The organism is Nocardia canadensis, assembly GCF_032656385.1.
Taxonomy (GTDB): domain Bacteria; phylum Actinomycetota; class Actinomycetes; order Mycobacteriales; family Mycobacteriaceae; genus Nocardia; species Nocardia canadensis.
Genome location: NZ_JAVCWB010000008.1, coordinates 128,810 through 150,749, shown reverse-complemented (window position 1 = coordinate 150,749; position 21,940 = coordinate 128,810). Strand labels below are relative to the sequence as shown.

Below are 21,940 nucleotides of genomic sequence, written 5' to 3'. Positions count from 1 at the left end.
TCCTCCACTCGGTCACGCACCCACACGTATTCGGCCACCATCGCCATCAGTCCGAGGCGGGCAACGCCTTGGCGGCCTTGATCGTCATGGGTTCACCGTCACACGTGAGCTGACCGGCACCCGGTGCGGTACAAAGCAATTCGACTGACTCGTCGGCATTCACATACCGCTTGCCGACGAGTGTCACCGCGGCCCCGCCAGGCGGTGTCGTGGGCGCTTCGGCGGCCGGCACCAGATCAGCTCCCCCGCACGCGAGCGAGGGCGCGCGGTCGGCCGGGGCGCGAACGACCACCACCTTGGTGGCGCACACCGTGCTGGCGAGCTGCTCACCGGGATGAAGCTGCGACGCTGTCATCATTGATCTCCTTTCCGGACACGTGGTCCGAGAGCTGTGCGAGGTCGAAGGACTGGCGGGCCATCCAGAACCGCAACACCCCGGTCAGCGCGTAGCGCAGGAACAGCGCCGCGCCGACGATGCTCAGCGCGATCCCGCCGAGGGCGATGATCATCGCGTCGCGCTGGACGAGAGGGTCGGAGGTGTTGTGCGAGAGGAAATAGGCAACCAGCGGCAGGAGCGGGCCGAGCGCCATGAACGTGGTGCCTGCTCGCTGCCACAGATTGCCCCGTCCGGCAGCCGGATCGGGGATCTTCAGGTCGGCCAGGTCGCGGACGAAGCGGTCCGCGCGGGTTTCGGTCATGAGGCACTTCCTAGATAGAGCGAGGCCAATTCGTTGCGCAGCCCGTCATCGGGGCGGCCTGCGTGCTCGACCCGGCCGCGGACCATGACCGCGGCGTGGTCGGCGATATCGAGAACGGCGGCGGCGAACTGCTCGACCACCAGGACCGCGATGCCGTCGCGGGCGATCTCGGCGACCTGCTCGTAGAGCTGGCCGACAATCAGGGGGGCCAGGCCCATCGACAGCTCGTCGAGCAACAGCACCGCCGGATCGGTGGCAAGCCCGCGAGCCAGCGCGAGCATCTGCTGTTCACCGCCGGACATGGTGCCGGCCAGCTGCGAAGCCCGTTGGGCGAGAATCGGAAAGCGTGCGAAGGCGATGCTCTCGATCTCCTGACGCGACCGTCCGGTGAAGGTCATCATCCGCAGGTTCTCGCGGACGGTCAGATTGGGAAACACTCCGCGACCCTCCGGAATCAGGCACACTCCGGCCCTGGCGAGCTCGCGGGTGCGGGCGCCGGTCACCTCCCGCCCGCCGAGCAGCAGCGCGCCTTCGGCGATCGAGTGCGCGCCCGCCGCGACCCGCAGGGTGGTCGATTTTCCCGCACCGTTGGGCCCGAGCAGGGCTACCACCTGCCCAGCGGCGACGCTGAGATTCACCCCGTGCAGCACGGTGATGGCGTCGTAGTCGGCGTGGACATCACGCAGTTCGAGCAGGGTCGTCACGCGTCCCCCAGGTAGGCGGCCAGGACGGTCTCGTCCTGGCGGATGACCTCCGGCGGTCCGGAAGAGATGATCTTGCCGAGATCGAGCACGTACACCTGGTCGCAGACGCTCATGACCAGGCTCATGTCGTGTTCCACCAGCACCACGGCGGTGCCGTCGGCGGCCACCGACCGCAGCAGCGCCGCGAACCGCTCGGTCTCCTCGCTGTCCTGTCCCGCCGCCGGCTCGTCCAGCAGCAGCAGGGCGGGCTGGGCGGCCAACGCCCGACCCACCTCGACCAGCCGGGCCGATCCGGTGGGCAAGGTGTCGGCCCCGCGGTCGGCGACCCCGGTCAGACCGAGCCGTTCGAGCAGTTCGTCGGCGATCTCGGCGGCGCGCCGCCGCCCCGACCCCAGTTCCGCGCCGACCAGCAGATTGTCCCGAACGGTCAAGCGGCCGAACAGTTCCAGCCGTTGAAAGGTCCGGGCCAAGCCGTACCTGGCGCGACGGGTGGGACCGGATCGGGTGACATCGCGCCCTTCCAGCAGCACCTGCCCCGACTGGGGGCGGCGCAGGCCGCAGACGACGTCGAACAGAGTGCTCTTGCCCGCGCCGTTGGGGCCGATCAAACCGGTGACCTGTCCGCGTTCGGCGACCAGTCCGGCACCGTCGAGAGCCCTTCGGCCACCGAAGGCGACGGTGACACCGTCAACGCGTAGCAATGAGGGCACGGTCGATCACCTCCTTGTCCTCGGCCTGCCAGGGACGGCGCACGCCCCACCACTCGACCGGCACGTCGGCGGGGGCGGGCTGCCTTGTGCGCGCCTGCGCCCAGTAGCGAACAGCGAAGGCGGACAGCAGCGATCCGAAGAACAGCACCCACCCGTTGATCACATCGGCCAACCGCAGCAACCACAGCAGGACCGGCATGCCGATCAGTACCGTCCGCGTCAGCGGATCCCGTAGCGCGGCGTTCCAACCCTCGCGCAGATGGGCGATAGCGCCCTCGCGCACGACCGAACCGGAGGCGACACCGGCCAGCGCCGGAATCACGTGCACCAGGTTCTGCATCGACGGCCAGATCACCGAGATCACCGGCAGCGGCCCGGCGAGCGCGGTGCCGACGAACATACCCACACCGACCGCACCGAGTCCGGCGAACACCGCGACCAGGAAGATCGGCAGTCCTGCAACGAAATTGAACTGTTCGGCGGTGACCGATCGCAACTGCATGCCGTAGAGCGCGCCACCGAGTCCGGCGATGCCCGCGCTGAGCGCGAAGACCGCGACCTTGGCGGGCAGCAGGTTTCCGCCGAGCGTCGCGTACGCCGCCTCACTGTCGCGCAGGGCGATGAGCCGCCGCCCGAACCGACCACGCCGCAACAGCGCGACACCGACGGTCGCCAGCGCGAGGCACACCGCCGCGAAGACGGTGATCTCCGCGGTGGTGTCCACGGCGAACCCGAAGATCCGGGGGCCGACGAGGTCGACGGAACCCTGGTCGAACAGCTTGATCCGCACACCGAGCACCTCGAAGGACGGGAGGGTGAAGATCCAGCGGTCGAGTACCACCGCGAAAGCGGCCGTACCCAGGGCCAGATACACCCCGGACAAGCGCATCGCGGGCACCGCGATCAACGCTCCCGCCGCCGCGGCGATGAGCACCGCGGCGAGCAGTCCCCATACCTGTCCGCCCGGACCGAGGTGGGCATAGGCGACGGCCCCGATGCCCGCCATGCTCAACTGGCACAGCGAGATCTGGCCGGCGTAGCCCGCCAGTGGCACGAACGACAGCCCGATCAGCCCGAAGGCGAATATCTGCCCGTAGGTGATCAGGTCGCCCTCGCTGAGCACGGTTGCCAGCATGACGCCGACCACCACGATCACCGCGGCGAAGCCCGCCGCACCGCGCAGGCTCGGCATGGGCACCCGGCTCAATTGACGATCCCGGCCGCGTAGCTGCCCGTGCGGGAACAACAGAAGCGCGAGAAACAGCAGAAGCGCGGGCGCAGCCAGCCGCAGGCCGGGTAGATAGTCGTTCTGCGGAAGATATCCGGCCAGGTAGCTCTCCAGACAACCGACCACTACCGCGCCGAGGAAGACCATCGGCAGATTCCTCAGCCTGCCGAATATCGCCGCGGTATAGGCGCTGACGATCAGAAGCGACAGCTGCGGGGCATCGAGAGCGACCGTCGGTGCGATGAGAATGCCACCGACAGCTGCCAATTCGATACCGAGCACCCAGGCCACTCGATTCGCCCGCAGCGGGTCGGAGCCGGTGAGGCCCGCCAGCGCCCGGTCATCGACGGTCGCCCGCATTTCCACGCCGGTTCGGGTTCGGTAGAGCAGGATACGGAGTCCCACTGCGACGGTTACCGCGACCACCATGGTCAGCGCCTGATGCCAGGTAACCGTGGCTGATCCGATGTGGAACGGCCGCTGCTCGGCGAAGAAGTTCGGCAGCGACCGAGCCTTGCTCGGACTCCAGATCCATTGCGCGGTGGCGATGAGCCCGCTGAGCATCGCGACGGTCATCACCAGCCGCTCGGCCTCACCGAGCCCTTGCACCGCCCGCAACGCACGCTCGACGAGCAGGCCGGTCAGCGGCGCCAGACACAGCAGCACGATCGCGAGGGCGACCGGCACCGGCACGCCCCAGCCGATTGTCAGCTGCCAGTACGAGAAGGCCGCCATCATGCCGGCGGCACCGTGCGCGAAGTTGAAGATGCCGGTGGTGGTGTAGGTGAGTACCAGTCCACTGCCGATCACCGCGTAGATGGCCGCGGTGCTGAGCCCGACGATTCCGAAGGCGAGAAACTGCTCCATCTACTTCAGATCGTTCATGGTCTTGCCGACATCAGCCAGCGTCATCGGCGCGGGATAGTTGCCGGTGTAGCGGTATGGCTCTCCCCCACAACGGAATCCGTCTTGATTGGGCGCGAAGTCCGCGGGCTTCCAGCCCTGAGAGGTGGCCCGCAGGACACTGAAGCACCGCGGCGCCGCGTCCTCGCTCGACAGATCGTTGGCAGTATGCAGCCCGCCGCCGGTCCATGCGGTCTCCTTGGCGGCGGCATCGACCAAACACTTGCGGGTGAGCGCGTCACCGCAACTGGACGCCGCCTTGGCGAACAGCAACCACGACGAGAAGGCACGAAGAGCGGGCATCGTGATCTCGGCGTCCGGGGCGTAAGTCTTGTACAGCTCGTGCAGTTGCCGCATAGCCGATACGGTCTCGTTCTCGAACGGCACGACACCGCCCAGGTCGACGAGATTGTTCTGATAATCAGCGGACCGGCCGAGCAGTTCGACGAACGACTGGTTGTAGGCGTTGTTGTTGGCGTCGATCCAGTCGAGCTTGTAGTCCATCCCGGTCAGGACGTCCTCCAGCTTCGCCAATTGCGCGTAGCTGCCGAGGAACAGCAACCCACGCACGCCCTTGCTCTTGATCGACTGCGCGTACGGTGTCCAATCGCTGACGCCGGCGGCCGGGTAGAGCTCGTTGTAGGTCACGGTGCCGCCCGCGGCAGTGATGCTCTCCACCGCTTTGGCGCCGAGCACCTTGGTGACGGGCGAGTCGCCGTTGATGATGCCGACCGCACCGGCAGACTCCGGGTATGCCTGCTTGAACAGCCATTGCCGAAGCCCGAAGTAGGGCTCGTAGCGCGCGAAGGTCGAGGGCGAGGCGTTGATCTGCAGATCGGACTCGATGTTCTCGGGCTGACTGATCTGAGCGGAGAATTCGGGCAGCAAGCACGACAGCCGATCCTTCACACCCAGACCGTCCAGCGAGGCCGAGCCGCCGACCAGCGCGAAGTCCTCACGGCAGGCGTCGAGCATGCGCTGGCGGACTTCCATCATCTTCGTATCACGGGTTTCGGCGACGACCCGCCTGCCGTTGATTCCACCGGCGGCGTTGCACCACGTGGTGAAGACCTTCGCCGCATCCACCAATTCGGGCTTCTTGGTGAATCCCACGTCGGTGAAGACGCCGACCTTGACTTCCTTCGCTGTCACGCCCTGGGTGGGCGCACTGCTCGGGGTGCCAGGCCCGCAGACCGCGCTCAGATCACCGAACGCGGTGGATGCCGTCGCCGGGCCTGCCGTTTCCTCGGTACCCGTGCCGCTGCGCCCGCCGCACGCGGCAACGAGCAGGGCCATCGCCACTACGGCGACGACTTTTCGATGGGGCTTCAAGGTCTTCCTCCTTCACCGGGCTCCATGCCGACCGCCGACGAGCGAACGGCAGACCGTCCAGCTCCCCGATGAGCCAAGCACTTCCGAGTAACCCGTACACTCTCTCTATTGGGAAACTACCTTCTCATATTGAGAGAATCAATGTTCCGTTCTCGAGAAAGGTGCCGGTAGAGCTCCGCCTCGGTTGGTCGGACGGCTTGCCGCGGCGACGGCCCTGGGGTGGGGCAACACGTGGCAACCGCTTGTGAGTCATAGGTGTGAGCCCGCGTAATTGACGCACATCACAGAACAAGGAAGTTCGCATATGTTGTGTAATTCGCTCCGCTCGCGGGTGCGCACGGGACTGTTCATCGCGCTGGTCGCCGTAGTCACCCTGTCCGCGGTCACCGCCTGTGGCACAGACCAGTCCTCGGGGTCACGCGACGGGACCCTGTCTTTCGCCATCCAGGGTGTGCCCAACTCCTTCGACCCCGCTCAGTTGGTCGAGGGCCAGGCCCCCTATGTATGGGCCAGCATCTTCGACACCCTGCTCTATCTCGACGACGACGGAAAGCTGCAGCCGAACGCCGCCGAGAGCTGGGAGATCAGCGACGATGCGCGGACCGTGACACTGCACCTGCGCGCCGGGATGACCTTCAGTTCCGGCGCCCCGGTGAACGCGGCCGCTGTGAAAGCGACCATGGAACGCACCAAGGCGACGCCCGGAACGATGCAGGGCTGGCTGAAGCGGGTGGACACCATCGAGACACCCGGAGACCGCACCATCGTCCTGAAACTCTCCCGACCCGACGCCGGACTGCTCCCCGCCCTGGCCATGGGACCCGGCGTCATCGGCGACCCGGCGACCATGGACCAGGACCGCACCGCCCTGAATCCCGTGGGATCCGGGCCGTACACGCTCAATACCGCGGAGACGGTGAACGGCACGACCTATGTGCTGAATCGGCGCGACGACCATTGGAATGCGCAGGCATACCCGTTCCACACGATCAAAGTCCGGGTGATCGCCGACCGTACCGCCGCTTTGAACGCCTTGCAGGCCGGTGAACTCAACGCGGGCAGTGTCGAGGCCACCCACCTGGACCGGGTCAAAGCGAGCGGCTTCACGCTCACTCCCGTCGAGGGCAGCTCGCTGGTGAGTCTGGTGATCGCCGATCGCAAGGGCGAACAAGTCCCCGCCCTGGCCGATATCCGTGTGCGCCAGGCAATCAACATGGCCTTCGACCGCGCGAAGATCGTCCAGCAGATCGCCCACGGTGCAGGCACGCCGACGGTACAGACGTTCAACCCGAAGGGACCCGCCTACGACCCCGCGCTCGAGCCGGAGTACCCGTTCGATGTGGAGCGGGCCAAGCGCCTGCTGACCGATGCGGGCTACCCCGACGGATTCACCGTGACCATGCCGGAAACGGTCTACGCCAAAACCTTCGCGCCGACCGTTACCCAGTCGCTGGCAGCCATCGGAATCACGGTGACCTGGGAATCGGTACCCCTGCAGCAGGCGGCGGCCGCGATCGCGTCGCAGCGGTTCCCGATGTTGCTCGCCATCGACGCTACCGCTCCGTTCCCGCGCGATCTCCAGGGCTTCGCGCCGGAGCATTCCCGTAACCCCTTCCACACCACCGAGCCCGAGCTCACCGCATTGGGCGAACGCTACAACCGGGAACTCGACCCACAGCGCGCGAACGAACTGGCCAAGCAGATCAACGCGTTCACCGTGCGCCACGCGTGGGATGCACCGCTGTTCTTCATCACTCAAAACTGGGTGACCAAGGGCGGCGTCGAATACATCGCAACCGGGCCGCGGGGCCTGAACTCCGTACGGCAGTTCGATATCGCGAAGTGAGGAGTAACCATGGCGCTCTATGCGCTCCGACGACTGGGAACAGGCCTGGTGCTCGCGGTACTGGTCACGCTGATCGTCTATTTGCTGCTGAGCGTCTCGTTCGACAGTATCGTGCACGGCATTGTCGGCCCGGCCGCCAGCCCGGAGACAATCGCGGCGCGTAAGGCCGACATCGGTATGGACCGGCCGATTCTCGTGCAGTATCTCGACTGGCTCGCGCACGCGGCGCGCGGCGATTTCGGTGTCTCGTATTTCACCAGCGAACCGGTCGGGCACGCCGTCTCCACCCGTCTCGGTGTGACTCTGTCCATCGTGGTGGTCGCCTTGATCATCACCGCCGTGGTGAGTATCGCGCTGGGCGTGCTGGCCGCCACGCACAGCGGAGCGACCGATCGTATCGCGCAGGGCATTTCACTGACCGGGACGCTCGTGCCGAACCTGCTGTTGGCCATCGTGCTGGTCTTCGTACTCGCCATCAAACTGAAACTGTTGCCCGCCACCGGTTTCACGCCGTTCAGCGAGGATCCCGGGCGCTGGGCGGCCGCCATCACCATTCCGGTGATCGTGTTGGTGGTGCACGGCATCGCCAATCTCACGGCGCAGGTGCGTGGCGCGATGATCGACGAATTGCGCAAGGACTACATCCGCACCTTGCGCACCCGCGGCATCTCCACTCGGTCGGTGGTACTGCGTCACGCCTTGCGTAACGCCGCCGGTCCGGCGCTGACGGTGTTGTCGCTGGAGTTCATCACCATGCTCGGTGGCGCGATCATCATCGAGAACGTCTTCGCGCTGCCCGGGTTCGGCTCCTACGCCTTCAACGCGGCCCTGCAGGGCGACGTTCCGATCATCATGGGCATCACATTGTTCGCCGTCATGCTGGTGGTGGGCATCAACCTGACCGTGGATCTGGTGAACGGCTGGCTCAACCCGAAGGCGAGAATCCATTGAACGCGACATCTACCACCCCGGGCCAGGACACCGAAGCGGCGGTCCGCACCTCAAACCTGCGGCGGCTACTGCGCGAACCGCAGGCCGTCATCACTGCCGGGCTCCTGCTCATCATTGTCGTCCTCGGACTGGCGGCTCCGCTGCTGGCCGAACATGATCCGAATGTCTCCTCCCTCGACGCCGTCAATGCCGGGATCGGCACACCCGGATACCTGCTCGGCGGCGACCAGAACGGGCGCGACATCTTCGCCCGGCTACTGCATTCGATCAATACGAGCGTGGTCACGGCACTCATCGGCACCAGCATCGCATTGATTATCGGCGTGAGCGCTGGGCTCGTCGGTGGCTATTTCGGCACCCGGGCCCGCGCGGTCACCGAGTGGGTCTTCAACCTCATCATGACCTTTCCAGGCCTGCTGCTGCTGATCGTGCTCATGCCGGTGACCCACGGCGACTTCCGCACCACCATGGCGATCTTCGGCGTTCTGCTCTCGCCGGCCGTTTACCGCATCACGCGCAACCAGGTGCTCGGCGTGAAGCACGAACTGTTCATCGACGCCGCCCGGGTATCCGGACTGCCGGACCGGCGAATTCTGGCCCGGCACGTGCTGTTCGTGGTGCGGGGGCCGATCATCATCGCCGCCGCGTTCCTCGCCGGGTCCGCCATCGGCGTACAGTCCGGCCTGGCATTCCTCGGTGTCGGTTCCAGCTCGGTACCGAGCTTCGGGGCCATGATCGCCGACGGATTCATCAACCTCTACGTCGATCCGATGCATTTCTTCTGGCCCAGTCTGATGCTCGGCCTCATCACTGCGTCCCTGGTGCTCTTCGGTAACGCACTGCGCGACACGCTGGCCGGGGACAGCCGCCGCACGCCCGTGAAACTGGTCGCCACGGCCCCACAGACGGTGCGTGGCAGCGACAGTCCCTCGGTCTCCCCCGGACTGGTGACCGTACGAGATCTCACCATCGCCTATCCGTCACCGTCCGGTGCGCTGAAGGAGGTGGTGAGCGGAGTCTCGTTCGACCTGAACGCGGGCGAAACCCTGGGGCTGGTGGGCGAATCCGGATCCGGCAAGACTCAGACCGCCTTCGCTGTCCTCGGTGTGCTGCCGCCCGAGGCGGTGGTCACCGCCGGATCGGTCACCCTGGATGGTAAAGAACTGCTGGGGCGCGACGAATCCGGACTTCGCGCCATTCGCGGGCGGGATATCGCCTATGTGCCGCAGGAGCCCATGACCAATCTCGACCCCTCGGTCACAGTCGGTTCCCAGCTCGTCGAAGGCGTGCGCGCGGCCAAGCCCATGTCCCGGAAGGAGGCCCGCAACCGGGTGATCGCGCTACTCGGCAAGGTCGGCATCCCGGATCCCGCGCGGACGTTCTCCTCCTACCCGCACCAGATCTCGGGCGGGATGGCGCAGCGCGTCCTCATCGCCGGGGCGGTCGCCTCCCGACCGCGAGTGCTCATCGCCGACGAACCGACCACCGCGCTCGACGTCACCGTCCAGGCCGAAATCCTCGACCTGCTCCGCGACCTGCAGCAGGAGTTGGATATGGCAGTGCTACTGGTAACGCACAACTTCGGCGTCGTCGCCGACCTGTGCGACCGCGTCGCCGTCATGAGCCAGGGCGAGATAGTCGAAACCGGAACCACCGTCGAACTCTTCGACGAACCACACCACGAATACACCCGCATGCTGCTGAATTCCATTCTCGACGACAGCGTCGTACGCACCGACCCGCCCGCCGGTGGGGACACCGAGAAATCCCCTCCGACCGCGACCGTTGTGGAGACAGTGTCATGACCCCCTTGCTGGAAGTGAACGATCTGCGCGTCGCCTTTCCCGGTCGTGGCTTCCGCGCCCGCCCCAACGAGGTGCTGCACGGCGTATCCCTGACCGCCGCCGCGGGCGAAACCCTCGGCCTGGTCGGCGAATCCGGCTCCGGTAAGACCACTATCGGCCGCGCCGTCCTCGGGCTGATCAAGCCGAGCGGCGGGCATATCCGGTTCGGCGGCGCGGATATCACCGATCTCAGAGGTAACGCCAGGCGGGCCCTCGCGCGCGACATCCAAGTCGTCTTCCAGGACCCCTACGGGTCCCTCAACCCCTCCCTCACCATCGGCGACATCCTCAGCGAGCCACTGGTCGTCCAGGGCGTCAGCTCCACAGCCGCGCGGGCTCGCATCGCCGAACTGCTGGACCAGGTCGGCCTACCGCGCGACGCCGCCGCCCGCCTGCCCCGCGAATTCAGCGGCGGCCAGCGGCAACGCGTCGCCATCGCCCGCGCACTGGCGCCCGAGCCGAAACTCATCGTCTGCGACGAACCCGTCTCCGCACTCGACCTGTCCACGCAGGCGCGCGTTCTCGATCTCTTCATCGACATCCAGCGGCGAACGGGGGTGGCCTATCTGTTCATCTCCCATGACCTCGCCGTGATCCGGCACGTCAGCCACCGGGTCACCGTGCTGTACCGCGGCGACATCGTCGAGACCGGCCGAGCGCCCGTGGTGACCAGCGCGCCCGCTCACCCGTACACCCAACGCCTGTTGCTGGCCGCGCCTGTCTCCGATCCGGTCGAACAGCGCCGCCGTCGCACCGAACGCCATCGGCTGGCCGGACAGGTCGGCACCACATGAGAATTCGAGCGCGCCGCCGCAGCTACGAGGGACCGGCCCGGTGACCCGAGCCACCGATCCCGTTGTCGTGTCGACCCGCTCCGGCGCCGTTCGAGGCATACGAGCCGGCGCCGGAGCGGTCTTCTGCGCGATCCCCTTCGCGGTCCCACCCGTCGGGGAACGACGCTTTCGCCCGCCACAGCCGCCGCGGCCGTGGACCGGAGTTCGCGACGGCACCGCATTCCCCCCGGCACCACCACAGACACGGGCAATGCCCGCGCCGGCAGGCCGGAGCCTCAGCTCCCGCGGCGCGGCCATGATGGACGCCGCGCGCCGCATGGGCGACACATCCGCCGAAGACTGCCTCTACCTCAATGTCTGGACACCGTCCATCCATACCAAGAGCCCGGTCCTGGTATGGATCTATGGTGGCGGCTTCGAGACCGGATCGGCGTCTCCACCCAAGTTCGACGGCGCCGCGGTATCCCGGCTGACGGGCGCCGTGGTGGTCGCCGCGAACTATCGACTCGGCGCGCTCGGCTGGGTCTACCCCACCGGACCCGACCGCGCCGAGTGGGCCGACAGCGCCAACCTCGGTCTCCAGGATCAAGCCGCGGCCCTGCGCTGGGTCAGCGAGAACATCGCCGCCTTCGGCGGCGATCCCGACAACATCACCGTGGGTGGTGGTTCGGCGGGGGCCTTCTCGGTCGGAGCGCTGCTTACCCAGCCCGCCGCCGCGGGCACCTTCCACCAGGCGATCCTGCACAGCGGCAGCACCGGGCGGGTGTACACACCCGAGATCGCCGAGTCGATCACCACCGACCTGTTCTCCGTTCTCGGCGTGACGGACATGCACGGCCTGACAGCGGTTCCACTCGAGGACATCCTGCGGGCCCAGGTCACGGTGATCGACTCCGATATCGGTGTCCGCAGCCTGCCCGGCGGGCGTGCCTGGGGTGTGGTGCACGACGGCACCGTGGTGGTCGAGCACCCCCACGACGCTGTGCGGGCCGGCACCGCGGCGGGTATTCCGCTGCTGATCGGTGCGAACAAGGACGAATTCCGGATGTTCGCCGCGCTGGCCGGCGACAGCTACCGTCCCCCCGACGAGTCCTGGCTGCGTGCCGAGATGGCCAGGGCCGGGGTCGAGCGGACGCGGGATCTGCTGGCCGCGTATCGCATCCGGTTACGCACCCGTCCCGCGACCGCACCTGCCCCGGACGCACTCGAAGAACTGCGCACCCTGTTCCTGTCCGATGCCGTCTACCGTGTTCCTGCCATCCGGCTCGCCCGGGCTCAGACCGCGGCGGGCGGGCGGGCCTACACGTATCTGTTCGAGGGCAGTCCCTTCGGTGAACCGGGTGGGGCGTACCACAGCGTCGAAGCGATGTACCTCTACGACAAACTCGCCGCACTCGATATCGATACGCCCGAACACCGTGCGGTCCGCGATGCGCTCGCAGGCGCGTGGGCACGATTCCTCGCGACCGGCGACCCCGGTTGGCCCGCATACGATTTCGCGCAGCGAGCAAACACCTACCAGATCGGACCGACCACAGCCTTCGCCGCCGAGCCGCCCGAAGATGTCGCCGCATACTGGCTCTCGGCTGCGTGCGATGCCTGACCAGCGCCGCACGGTGGCCTACCTCGCGCCGGCGGACGACAAGACCGCAGAACGATCGGAAAGGTCGCACCGATGACAGTGACCGTCGGAATCCTCGGTGCGGCCCGCATCGCCCCGCTCGCACTCGTGCACCCGGCGCGCGAACTCGACGGCATCGAGGTGGCCGCCGTCGCCGCCCGTGATCCCGCGCGTGCCGCCGTCTTCGCGGCCAAGCACGGTGTTCCCCGCGTGCTGCGCGACTACGACGAGATCCTCGACGATCCGCACATCACCGCCGTCTACATACCCACACCGGCCGCGCTGCACGGTCATTGGATACGCCGGGCGGTCGAGGCCGGCAAGCACGTACTGTGCGAGAAGCCCTTCACCGCGAACGCGGACGAGGCCATCGCGATCGCCGAGCTCGTCACGGGCGGGCCACTCGTGGTGATGGAGGCGTTCCATTCGCTCTACCACCCGAGCTGGGCCGCACTGTCGCAGCTACTGAGGTCCCGGGTGATCGGTGAGATCACCTGGGCTACAGCACGTTTCGTAGTCCCCCACACCAACCACGCCGATATCCGATGGCAGTACACCCTCGGTGGCGGTGCGCTCATGGATCTGGGCGTCTATCCGGTTCGGCTGCTGTGCTACCTGTTCGGCAGACCAGAGATCCGTGCGGCGCACGCCGAGCACGCCCTCGGCGTCGATGCCGCCATGACAGTGGAATTCTCCTTCCCCGGCGGAGTCGGCGCCGAGGCGGTGGCGAGCATGCGGCCGCAGGACGAGCTCTGCGCCGAACTCCACGTCACCGGTACGGCCGGAACAATCCATGTGCGCTCGCCGTACCATCCGCATTACGCCGGAAAGATCACGATTGTCACGGCCACCGCCACGGCCGTCGAGGACTGCGAAACGCGGACCACCTACTCGTATCAGCTACAGGCATTCCGCGATGCGGTCCGAGACGGTGACGCGGTGGTCACCGAGGCCGCCGACGCCGCGACCATCATGCGCCTGATCGACGACGCCTACCGGGCTGCCGGAATGCGGCCACGCACTCCGCTGAGCTGAGCTTCCGATCCCACGCACGGGGTCTGGATGTGGACCGACTCGATCGACAGCACCGGCCCCGAGCACACGTACGTGACTCGCACTGCGCGCTCGGGGCCGTCGAATCAGCGACACCGGACAGTTGTGCGCCTATTGGATCCGCCTTTTCATGTCGTCCAAGCCCACCAGGGCCGGATATCCGTTCACGCTCAGCGTATTACCGTGCCCGGTCTGATGGATGTCGAAGACCGACTGGATCGAAGCGTAGAAGCCCTGCACATCCAAGGTCTGGTTGACGGCGCGTTTGGCTTGACGGAGACCGAACGGCGGCATCTTCGCGATTCGGGTCGCCAATTCCAGTGTGCGTGAGTCCAATTCATCGCGCTGTACCACCAGGTTGACCATGCCCGTCCGTTCCGCCTCGGCGGCGGTGAGCGGGCGACCGGTGAACAGAATCTCCTTGGCCTTGCGAGCGCCGAGTTCCCAGGTGTGCCCGTGGTATTCGACGCCACCGATCCCCATCAGCACGACCGGGTCGGAGAACAGAGCGTCCTCGGCGGCCACGATCAGGTCGCACGGCCAGCACAGCAGCAGTCCACCCGCGATGCAGCGGCCCTGCACCGCCGCGATGGATGGTTTCGGCGCGTTCCGCCATCGCAGCGAATACTCCAGGTATCGGCGGCTTTCTGCGGAATAGATCATCTCCAGGGTGATCTTGTCGGGCGCTGGTCCGAAGCCGCCCTTCAGATCGTGTCCCGCAGAGAAATGCTTGCCCTCCGCCCGCAGCACGATCACGACCACCTCGTCATCGGCGACGGCCGCGCTCCACGCCTCGTCCAATTCGTCGAGCAGGGCCGGATTCTGGACATTGGCGACCTCGGGCCGATCCAGGGTGATCGTCGCGATCTTGTTCGCGACTTCGTATCGGATATACATCACGTCACCGGCCCCGAGGCATCCCGAGCACGCGCTCGGCGATGATGTTGCGCTGAATCTCCGAGGTCCCGCCGGCGATGGTGCCCGCGAAGCTGCGCGCATAGCGCTCGAACCAGCTCGCGGAGAAGTGATCGTTGTTCAGTGGCATGTAGGGCCCGGTCATCGCCGGGTGCACCAGCCCGTCCGCGCCGGCCGCGAGCAGCGCGTGCTCCGAAGCGCGTTGGACCGATTCCGACCCGAGCAGTTTGAGCACCGACAGCGCGGCCACGTCCTGCTCGCCACGGGCCTCGCGCGCCAGCGCGGCCGACCCGAGCAACCGCAGCGCGTGCGCGTCCATCACCAGTGTCGCGAAGCGGTCACGATCCAGCACCGTTCGCGGCCGGAAGTCCTCGACCAGATCCTCGAGCCGGTCAGCGAAGCTCAACCACAGCAGGGTGCGCTCGTGCCCGAGTGAACCGGTGGCCACCTGCCAGCCCTGGTGCAACCCACCGACCAGATTCTCGGCGGGCACCCGGACGTCCTCCAGGAACACCTCGTTGAAGTCGAGGTCGTCGGCAGAGCAGACCGACGGGAACGGGCGCCGGGTTACGCCGGGCGTATCGGTGGGAATCAGCAGAACACTGATGCCCTTGTGCTTGGGAGCATCCGGATCGGTGCGCACGAAGGTGAGCAGAACATCGGCGTCATGCGCGCCCGAGGTCCACACCTTCTGCCCGTTCACCACGAAGTGGTCGCCGTCGAGCACCGCACGCGTGCGCAGCGAGGCCAGATCCGACCCCGCGCCGGGCTCGCTCATTCCGAGCGCCGCGGTGAGCTCCGCACGCAGAATCGGCGCGGCCCAATGCTTCTTCTGCGCATCGGTACCGAAACTCAGCAGCGAGGCGGCGATGATCCCCAGACCCTGCGGATTGAAGCTGTGATAGATGCGCCGCTTCGACAGCTCCTCCAGGTGCACGTACTGCTGGAGCAGGGTGGCATCGCGACCACCGAACTCCGGTGGATTGCCCGGCAGCAGCCAGCCGTGGTCGAACAACAGTCGCTGGAAGCGACGCGCCCACTCCGGAATATCGGCACTGGAACGCGCCCGCTGGCTCGTCTGCGCTTCCGCGGGTAGATGTTCAGCGAGAAAGGCGACGAATTCGGCCCGGAAGGCTTCGACCTCGGCATCAAAGGTGAGCTGCACGGTACTCCTCGGTGATGAGCGCTCGGTGTTCATCCGCGCCGCCGAGCATCAGCTCACCAGCTTTTGCCCGCTTGAGCGCGAACTGCAGATCGTTCTCCCAGGTGAACCCCATGGCTCCGGACAATTGCAGGCCGTTGCGGAACACCAGCGATTGACACTCCCCCGCCGCGGCCTTGGCCATGGCGGCGGCCAGGCGTCGGCGTGGATCGTCGGAGGCGATGGTGAGCGCGGCGAAATAGGACAGAGCACGGGCTCTTTCGATGGCCACGTGCATATCGGCGGCTTTGTGTTGCACCGCCTGGAACGAACCGATCACGGTGTCGAACTGCTTGCGGCTGCCGACATGATCGAGAACGAGTTCGAGAACGCGCTGGCAGGCTCCGACGGTGGTGAGCGCGATGCCCGTCAGCGACAGGTCACGCGCCCGGCCCGCGTCGACGGCACGGCGATCGCCGTTGCCCACGCGGACGCCGGGAAACGACACCTGCGCGAGATGCAGCACCGGATCGAGAACCGGCGTCCGGATGACGATCACGGCGGAGGCAGGCACGGTGAACACACCCGCGTCGGTCACCACGGCCAGCCACTCGGCACGATCACCGTCCAGGACGTGACGGCTGGTGCCGTGCAGCAGCCATCCGGCACCGTCGCGGGTGGCGCTCACCCCATCCAGCACAGCGGCCCCCGGCCGCTTCAGGCGACCGAAGTCCGGTGCCAGCGGGGCGAACTGCGTCATGGTCGCCAGGTAGGGCGTCGGATCGACGGCCCGGCCGAGCTCCTCGAGCACGATGGCCAGTTCAACCGCCTCCCCCGGATCCGTGAGTTCGGTCCAGCCGAGCTTGACGTAGTTCTGCCACAGCGGAGTCGGGTCCGCCGCGGCATCCACGATGGACCGGATCAGCGTCGAAGGGCATTCCTTGGCCACGACGTCACGAACGGTTTCCCGCCACAGCCGTTGGTCGGGGTCGAGCTCGAAGAGCATCCCGGCCTACCTCCTCTATCAGAACTAAGATCGACGACATGTGCGAGAATAGCATTCTTGATTCTCGAAAGTAAGACTCTCATTCTTCTTGAGGGGACACGCCAACCTGCAGGAGGGCAGGACCGTACTCTCGGGTAGGGTGCAACCATGTTCTCCCCCGACACCAGAGGACTGATCACCCAGTGACGACCCCCACCGAAGAGCCGGCGTGGAAGCAGCGCGCGGTCGAACGCTCCCTCAAGACGGCGAAATTGCGCGCCGAAGTACGGGTACAGCGTTTCCTGGACGCAGCCCAGGCGATCATTACCGAGAAGGGCACCACGGACTTCACGGTCCAGGAGGTCGTCGACCGTTCCAAGCAGTCGCTGCGCAGCTTCTACTTGCAGTTCGACGGCAAGCACGAGCTCCTGCTCGCCCTGTTCGAAGACGCACTCGGCCGGGCCGCCGACCAGATCCGCGCCGCCGCCGACGGTCGATCGAACCCACTGGAGCAGCTGCGCGTCGCCGTGGAATTGCTCTACGAACTGTCCCGACCGGACCCGAGTGCCACCCGGCCGCTGTTCACCGACTTCGCGCCGCAGTTACTGATCTCCCACCCAGTGGAGGTCAAGACCGCGCACGCACCACTACTTGCCCTGTTCAGGGAATTGATGGACAAGGCCGCAGCGGAGGGCAAGCTTCGACCCGGGGTCAACACCCGCCGCATCGGGGCGATGACAATGCAGACCGTCATGTTCATCGCACAGTCGTCGAGTTCCGCCGACGACGCGACCACGAAACCCATCAGCGCCGAGGAAGTCTGGGATTTCTGCTCACGGGGGTTCGCTGCCCCAGAATGAGAATACGATTCTCATTCTCATAGAGTATCGCTTACACTGATCGTATGCACGATCTCTGGACCGACCTTCTAGGTTGCCTCGACCTGCGACCACAGCAGGATTACCCGAACTCGGAGAGTGCCGTTCCACGACGGGACAACACCCATCGCGCGACAACGCTCTCCGTGTTCGAGGGCACCAATCAGCGACTCGAATACCACCGCCTCTTCGGCGGGCAACTGCTCGCGCAGTTCGTCGGGGCCGCGGTCGCCGCGTGCCCCGACAAGGCCGTCAAGTCGGTCCATGTCCTGTTCGCACGCGAGGGCAAGAGCGACGCGCCGGTGTACTACATCGTGCACAGCCAGCACCAGGGTCGCTCCTTCGCCGCATTGACCGTCACGGCCCGGCAGAAGGGCGAGGTGATCGGCACCGCCGCTGTCTCCATGCACGCGGTGGAGGAGGGTTTCGCACACCAGTCCGTCACGGCCGACTCGCCACTACTGCCACCCGAGAGTCGGGTGCACCTCGACCTGATCCCTTGGGAGACAAGGGCTTCCGCCGATCTCGACGACACTGCGGTCGGCCCGCCCGGATACGACCTGTGGATGCGCACCCCCGAGGTGGACCAGGAACTGGCCGCGCCGCTCGTCGCCTACGCGACCGATCTCAATCTGATCGGAACCGCGCTGCGCGCGGTGGACGGCGTTGGCCAACGCGGTAACGGGACCACCTTCACCTCCGCGACCACCTCACATACGGTCTGGTTCCATCGCCCGTTCCGCGCCGATCAGTGGCTACTGCTGCGCCACCACAGTCCCATTCTCGCGCACGGCCGCTGTTTCGGCCGCGGCGACGTCTTCACCGAGGACGGCGCCCTTGTCGCATCCTTCGCCCAGGAAGCGTTGCTGCGCTTCCGCCCATGATCGCATCAGTGAGGCACCTGTGAACATTCATCCGCCCGCCGCCGGGAACCTCAGGGTCGTGCAGTGGGCCACCGGAAACATCGGCTCCCGCTCCTTGCGTGCGGTGATCGAGCATCCCCGGCTTGCTCTCGCCGGGCTCTATGTCCATACATCGGACAAGGTGGGGCGTGCTGCCGGTGAGCTCGGCGGGTCCGCTATCGCCACCGCCGTGCGCGCGACCGACGACATCGACGAAATCCTGAGCCTCGATGCCGACTGCGTGCTGTACATGCCCCGGGTGCTCGACGCCGCCGAGGTGTGCCGAATCCTCGCGTCGGGCACGAATATCGTCACCACCAGCACCGCGTTCCATCATCCTCCGAGCATGGACCGCGATCTGTGCGCGCGGGTGGAGGCCGCTTGCTGGGCAGGCGGTGCTTCCATCTACAGCACCGGCAGCAGTCCCGGCTTCATCAGCGAGGCCATCCCCCTCGCGCTCCTGTCCCTACAACGCCGGCTCGGCCTGCTGAGCATCGACGAGTACGCCGATCTCGGACACCGTGACTCGCCGGCGATGCTCTTCGACGTGATGGGCTTCGGCCGGAGTCCGGCCGACTTCCCGAGGGGGCGTTCCGAGCACCTCGGCACGAGTTTCGGGCCGTCACTGCGTTTGCTGGCCGAGGAGATGGGGACTCCCCTCGACTCCGTGGTCGCCGACGGCGAGATCGCGGTCGCACGGCGCACGACAGATATCGCGGCCGGTACGCTGGCCGCCGGAACAGTTGGCGCACAACGAGTGACCGTCTCCGGGGTCCGCGGCGGCGAGACCCTGCTGCGCTTCCGCGCGACCTGGTACTGCACGCGAGATCTGGAACCGGACTGGGAACTGCGCGACACCGGCTGGCACATCGAGGCCGATGGGGACGCACCGCTCGACATCGACATCCGCTTTCCGGTACCGGTCGAGCGGATGACGTCGACCTTCCCCGCCTACACGGCCAATCGCGCGGTGAACGCCGTCGCGGCGGTGTGTGCCGCACCCCCCGGCATTCGGACAACCACTGAGCTGCCGCCGTTCGGCGCCACGCTCGCCTGAACCAGATACTCGATCGGGCGGCCGGATCACTTGATCCGGCCGCCCGATCGTGTCGGCTCAGCCCACGCGCGCGGCGTAGAGAGCGGCGTACTCCTTGCGGGACTTGGTCGATGTGTCGACGTCCTTGGCGCGAGCGCGCAGCGCCCCGACCGTCGCCTGCTCCCTGGGGATATGGGTGAAGGGGTCGATTCCGAAGAATCGGCAGGCATTCTGCCAGGTGATCTTGTGGACATCGGCGTCGTCGGCACCGGCCGCCGTGAGTTCGTTGTGGACGAATTCCGGAGCATCCGGCCACAGCGAGTCCGAGTGCGGGTAGTCGCACTCCCAGGCGATGTTGTCGATGCCGATCTCGTGGCGGAATTTCAACGCCGTCTTGTCGGTGACATAGCAGGCGAGTACGTGCTCACGGAACACCTCGCTGGGCAGTTTTCCGCCGAAGTCGCGTCGCAGCCATCGCTGATTGGTGTAATGCCGATCGGAGCGGTCGAGGAAGAACGGGATCCAGCCGATTCCACCTTCGGAGAGTGCCACCTTCAGCTTCGGATACGTACGGAAAGCCGGGCCCCACAACAGATCCTGTGCGGCGATCTGGGAAATGCTCGGCGCGAGCACCATGAGATTGTCGATCGGCGCGTTCGGTGCCAGCCGTAGTGCACCGAACCCTTGCCCGATGTGCAGATTCATGACGGTCTCGTGTTCGCACAGCGCCTCGAACACCGGTGCCCAGTACTCGATGTCGTGATAGGAGGGCAGTCCGTCGATATGCGGCAGTTCCGCCATCGTCACCGAGTGGCATCCCTTGCTCGCCAGGCGCGCGATCTCCGCCACCGCCAGCGCCGGATCCCACAGCGGCAGAATGCCACAGGGGATGAACCGGCCGGGATAGGCACCAGCCCAGTCCTCGATGTGCCAGTCGTTGTAGGCCTGGATCATCGCGACGGTGATCTCGTCCTTGAAGTGCGACAGATGCCCGGCGCTGAAGCCGGGGAATGTCGGGAAGCACATCGAGGCGAGGATGCCGTTGGCGTCCATGTCCTTGACGCGTTCGTGGATGTCGTAGACCGCGGGGCGCATCTCGGCGTAACCAGCTGGATCTCGCGCCCATTCCTCGGCGGGCCAGGACACCACGGCATTGAGCCCCGCCACACCGGTCGGCCGCCCGCGGTAGACCCATCGGTCAACGCCCTTGTCGTCGACCTCCACCCCGGGGGTGTGCTCGGCCCACTTCTGCGGAATCCGTCCTTTGAACATATCCAGCGGCTCGACCACATGGTCGTCGATGCTCACCAGGATCATGTCGTCGATATTCACGTGAATCCTCCGTCATCACTGGGGATACGCGCGGACTGCCGCCCCGCGTCGGTGCGGGCGCGCGGTCCCCTCTGGGTTTGAGATTATCAATCTCCGTTACCGAGAATTCCACTCTCGCACGGAGTCGGTCACATTACAATCGGCATTCCGGGATTTCAGGTCCGGTGGTGCCCGCGTCGCAGAACGATGGATCATCGGATGGGCCTGCGACCACCGCGACGGGTCGCGGCGCCGATGGTCGCACCAGCGACTCCGCCGCCGTGTACGGGTCGTGGTACCCCTCGGCGACACCGCGCGCCAGGCGATCCAGCTCAGGATGGGCGCGGAGCCGGGTCTGTGCCAACGAGAGGATCTGCGCCCGCGCGCGAAGGGCCCGACGGCCACCGGTGTCGGCCCGGTGGTGGGCTTCGACGGCATCGACCAGCGCATCCAGGCCGGTGCCACGGGCGGCGACCAGGGTGAGGACAGGCAGGTGGGTCTCGGCGTGCAGATCGCGGACGGTCTGCTCCACACCGTCGCGGTCGGCCTTGTTGACGACCAGAATGTCGGCGATCTCCAACAGACCCGCTTTCGCCGCCTGAATCGAGTCCCCCGCACCAGGATTCATGATCACCAGGGTGGGATCGGCCACCGCCGCGATCTCGATTTCCGACTGGCCGACACCGACCGTTTCGAGCAGTACCAGGTCATAGGACAGCCCCGCCAGCACCCGGATGGCGGCGGGCACCGCGGCGGCGAGCCCACCGAGGTGCCCGCGTGTGGCGACCGACCGGATGAGCACATCCGGATCGTTGATGTGGGCCGCCATCCGAATGCGGTCACCGAGCAGCGCGCCGCCGCTGTAGGGCGAGGACGGATCCACTGCGAGCACGGCCACGCGGAGCCCGCGCGCGCGGTAGGCGGAGGTGAGCGCGGCGATCGTGGTGGATTTGCCCGCGCCGGGTGGGCCGGTCAGGCCGATCACCCGAATCGGGACGTCGTCGAGCGTCGCCAGCACCTCGGCACGGCGCGGGCTTTCGACCATACTCAGCAGCCGTCCGGCGGCGCGCATGCTGCCACCGCGCGCC

General features: G+C 66.6%; 20 protein-coding genes. 9 read left to right on the top strand and 11 right to left on the bottom strand.

Going from position 1 to position 21,940, the window contains the following annotated elements; translation table 11 throughout:
* Window positions 1-46 precede the first annotated feature (46 nt).
* The 6 genes from Q7X29_RS14395 to Q7X29_RS14370 are packed head-to-tail and all read right to left on the bottom strand — an operon-like array spanning window position 47 to window position 5,539.
* Window positions 47-355, bottom strand: coding sequence for a hypothetical protein (locus tag Q7X29_RS14395; RefSeq protein WP_316574352.1), 309 nt, complete (start codon window positions 353-355; stop codon window positions 47-49).
* On the bottom strand, window positions 327-698 hold the full coding sequence (locus tag Q7X29_RS14390; protein WP_316574351.1) for a hypothetical protein: 372 nt from the start codon (window positions 696-698) through the stop codon (window positions 327-329). Before Q7X29_RS14390 ends, Q7X29_RS14395 begins: the two co-directional genes overlap by 29 nt.
* Window positions 695-1,402 carry an ABC transporter ATP-binding protein gene (locus Q7X29_RS14385; RefSeq protein ID WP_316574350.1) on the bottom strand — a complete coding sequence of 236 codons (708 nt, stop codon included), beginning with the start codon at window positions 1,400-1,402 and terminating at the stop codon, window positions 695-697. The genes Q7X29_RS14390 and Q7X29_RS14385 overlap by 4 nt, the downstream gene beginning before the upstream one ends.
* Window positions 1,399-2,112: an ABC transporter ATP-binding protein gene (locus tag Q7X29_RS14380; RefSeq protein WP_316574349.1), complete on the bottom strand. Its 714-nt coding sequence runs from the start codon at window positions 2,110-2,112 to the stop codon at window positions 1,399-1,401. Before Q7X29_RS14380 ends, Q7X29_RS14385 begins: the two co-directional genes overlap by 4 nt.
* Window positions 2,090-4,207, bottom strand: a complete 2,118-nt coding sequence (locus Q7X29_RS14375) for a branched-chain amino acid ABC transporter permease (RefSeq protein WP_316574348.1) — start codon at window positions 4,205-4,207, stop codon at window positions 2,090-2,092. Before Q7X29_RS14375 ends, Q7X29_RS14380 begins: the two co-directional genes overlap by 23 nt.
* A complete protein-coding gene (locus Q7X29_RS14370) occupies window positions 4,208-5,539 on the bottom strand; it encodes an ABC transporter substrate-binding protein (protein WP_394358717.1) in 1,332 nt (443 codons plus the stop codon).
* A 514-nt stretch (window positions 5,540-6,053) separates the two neighbouring features.
* Here Q7X29_RS14370 and Q7X29_RS14365 point away from each other — a divergent pair.
* The 6 genes from Q7X29_RS14365 to Q7X29_RS14340 all read left to right on the top strand — a co-directional run bounded on the left by Q7X29_RS14365 (window position 6,054) and on the right by Q7X29_RS14340 (window position 13,666).
* Window positions 6,054-7,421, top strand: coding sequence for an ABC transporter substrate-binding protein (locus tag Q7X29_RS14365; RefSeq protein ID WP_316574346.1), 1,368 nt, complete (start codon window positions 6,054-6,056; stop codon window positions 7,419-7,421).
* 9 nt (window positions 7,422-7,430) lie between these two features.
* The gene (locus tag Q7X29_RS14360; RefSeq protein WP_316574345.1) at window positions 7,431-8,372 is read left to right on the top strand and encodes an ABC transporter permease; all 942 of its coding nucleotides are present in this window, start codon (window positions 7,431-7,433) and stop codon (window positions 8,370-8,372) included.
* Complete coding sequence (locus Q7X29_RS14355; protein WP_316574344.1) at window positions 8,369-10,177, top strand: dipeptide/oligopeptide/nickel ABC transporter permease/ATP-binding protein; 1,809 nt, start codon at window positions 8,369-8,371, stop codon at window positions 10,175-10,177. Before Q7X29_RS14360 ends, Q7X29_RS14355 begins: the two co-directional genes overlap by 4 nt.
* The gene (locus tag Q7X29_RS14350; RefSeq protein WP_316574343.1) at window positions 10,174-11,010 is read left to right on the top strand and encodes an ATP-binding cassette domain-containing protein; all 837 of its coding nucleotides are present in this window, start codon (window positions 10,174-10,176) and stop codon (window positions 11,008-11,010) included. The genes Q7X29_RS14355 and Q7X29_RS14350 overlap by 4 nt, the downstream gene beginning before the upstream one ends.
* Window positions 11,011-11,050: 40 nt before the next feature.
* The gene (locus Q7X29_RS14345; protein ID WP_316574342.1) at window positions 11,051-12,613 is read left to right on the top strand and encodes a carboxylesterase/lipase family protein; all 1,563 of its coding nucleotides are present in this window, start codon (window positions 11,051-11,053) and stop codon (window positions 12,611-12,613) included.
* 72 nt (window positions 12,614-12,685) lie between these two features.
* Window positions 12,686-13,666 carry a Gfo/Idh/MocA family protein gene (locus tag Q7X29_RS14340; protein ID WP_316574341.1) on the top strand — a complete coding sequence of 327 codons (981 nt, stop codon included), beginning with the start codon at window positions 12,686-12,688 and terminating at the stop codon, window positions 13,664-13,666.
* A 129-nt stretch (window positions 13,667-13,795) separates the two neighbouring features.
* On the opposite strand, the gene Q7X29_RS14335 is transcribed toward Q7X29_RS14340, so the two are convergent.
* The 3 genes from Q7X29_RS14335 to Q7X29_RS14325 are packed head-to-tail and all read right to left on the bottom strand — an operon-like array spanning window position 13,796 to window position 16,746.
* On the bottom strand, window positions 13,796-14,581 hold the full coding sequence (locus tag Q7X29_RS14335) for an enoyl-CoA hydratase (RefSeq protein ID WP_316574340.1): 786 nt from the start codon (window positions 14,579-14,581) through the stop codon (window positions 13,796-13,798).
* A gap of 4 nt (window positions 14,582-14,585) precedes the next feature.
* Window positions 14,586-15,764, bottom strand: coding sequence for an acyl-CoA dehydrogenase family protein (locus Q7X29_RS14330; RefSeq protein WP_316574339.1), 1,179 nt, complete (start codon window positions 15,762-15,764; stop codon window positions 14,586-14,588).
* Window positions 15,748-16,746: an acyl-CoA dehydrogenase family protein gene (locus tag Q7X29_RS14325; protein ID WP_316574338.1), complete on the bottom strand. Its 999-nt coding sequence runs from the start codon at window positions 16,744-16,746 to the stop codon at window positions 15,748-15,750. Before Q7X29_RS14325 ends, Q7X29_RS14330 begins: the two co-directional genes overlap by 17 nt.
* Window positions 16,747-16,928: 182 nt before the next feature.
* Here Q7X29_RS14325 and Q7X29_RS14320 point away from each other — a divergent pair, with 182 nt between their 5' ends.
* From Q7X29_RS14320 to Q7X29_RS14310, 3 genes are read left to right on the top strand one after another with little or no spacing between them, the layout of a single operon-like run.
* The gene (locus tag Q7X29_RS14320; RefSeq protein WP_316574337.1) at window positions 16,929-17,585 is read left to right on the top strand and encodes a TetR/AcrR family transcriptional regulator; all 657 of its coding nucleotides are present in this window, start codon (window positions 16,929-16,931) and stop codon (window positions 17,583-17,585) included.
* Between the two features lie 44 nt (window positions 17,586-17,629).
* On the top strand, window positions 17,630-18,487 hold the full coding sequence (locus Q7X29_RS14315) for an acyl-CoA thioesterase (protein WP_316574336.1): 858 nt from the start codon (window positions 17,630-17,632) through the stop codon (window positions 18,485-18,487).
* Window positions 18,441-19,562: an NAD(P)H-dependent amine dehydrogenase family protein gene (locus Q7X29_RS14310; protein WP_316574335.1), complete on the top strand. Its 1,122-nt coding sequence runs from the start codon at window positions 18,441-18,443 to the stop codon at window positions 19,560-19,562. The genes Q7X29_RS14315 and Q7X29_RS14310 overlap by 47 nt, the downstream gene beginning before the upstream one ends.
* A gap of 57 nt (window positions 19,563-19,619) precedes the next feature.
* On the opposite strand, the gene Q7X29_RS14305 is transcribed toward Q7X29_RS14310, so the two are convergent.
* Both Q7X29_RS14305 and Q7X29_RS14300 read right to left on the bottom strand, forming a co-directional pair.
* Window positions 19,620-20,873 (bottom strand): amidohydrolase family protein, encoded by a 1,254-nt coding sequence (locus Q7X29_RS14305; protein ID WP_316574334.1) that lies wholly within the window; start codon window positions 20,871-20,873, stop codon window positions 19,620-19,622.
* A 133-nt stretch (window positions 20,874-21,006) separates the two neighbouring features.
* On the bottom strand, window positions 21,007-21,924 hold the full coding sequence (locus Q7X29_RS14300; protein WP_394358716.1) for an ArgK/MeaB family GTPase: 918 nt from the start codon (window positions 21,922-21,924) through the stop codon (window positions 21,007-21,009).
* Between the last annotated feature and the right edge of the window lie 16 nt (window positions 21,925-21,940).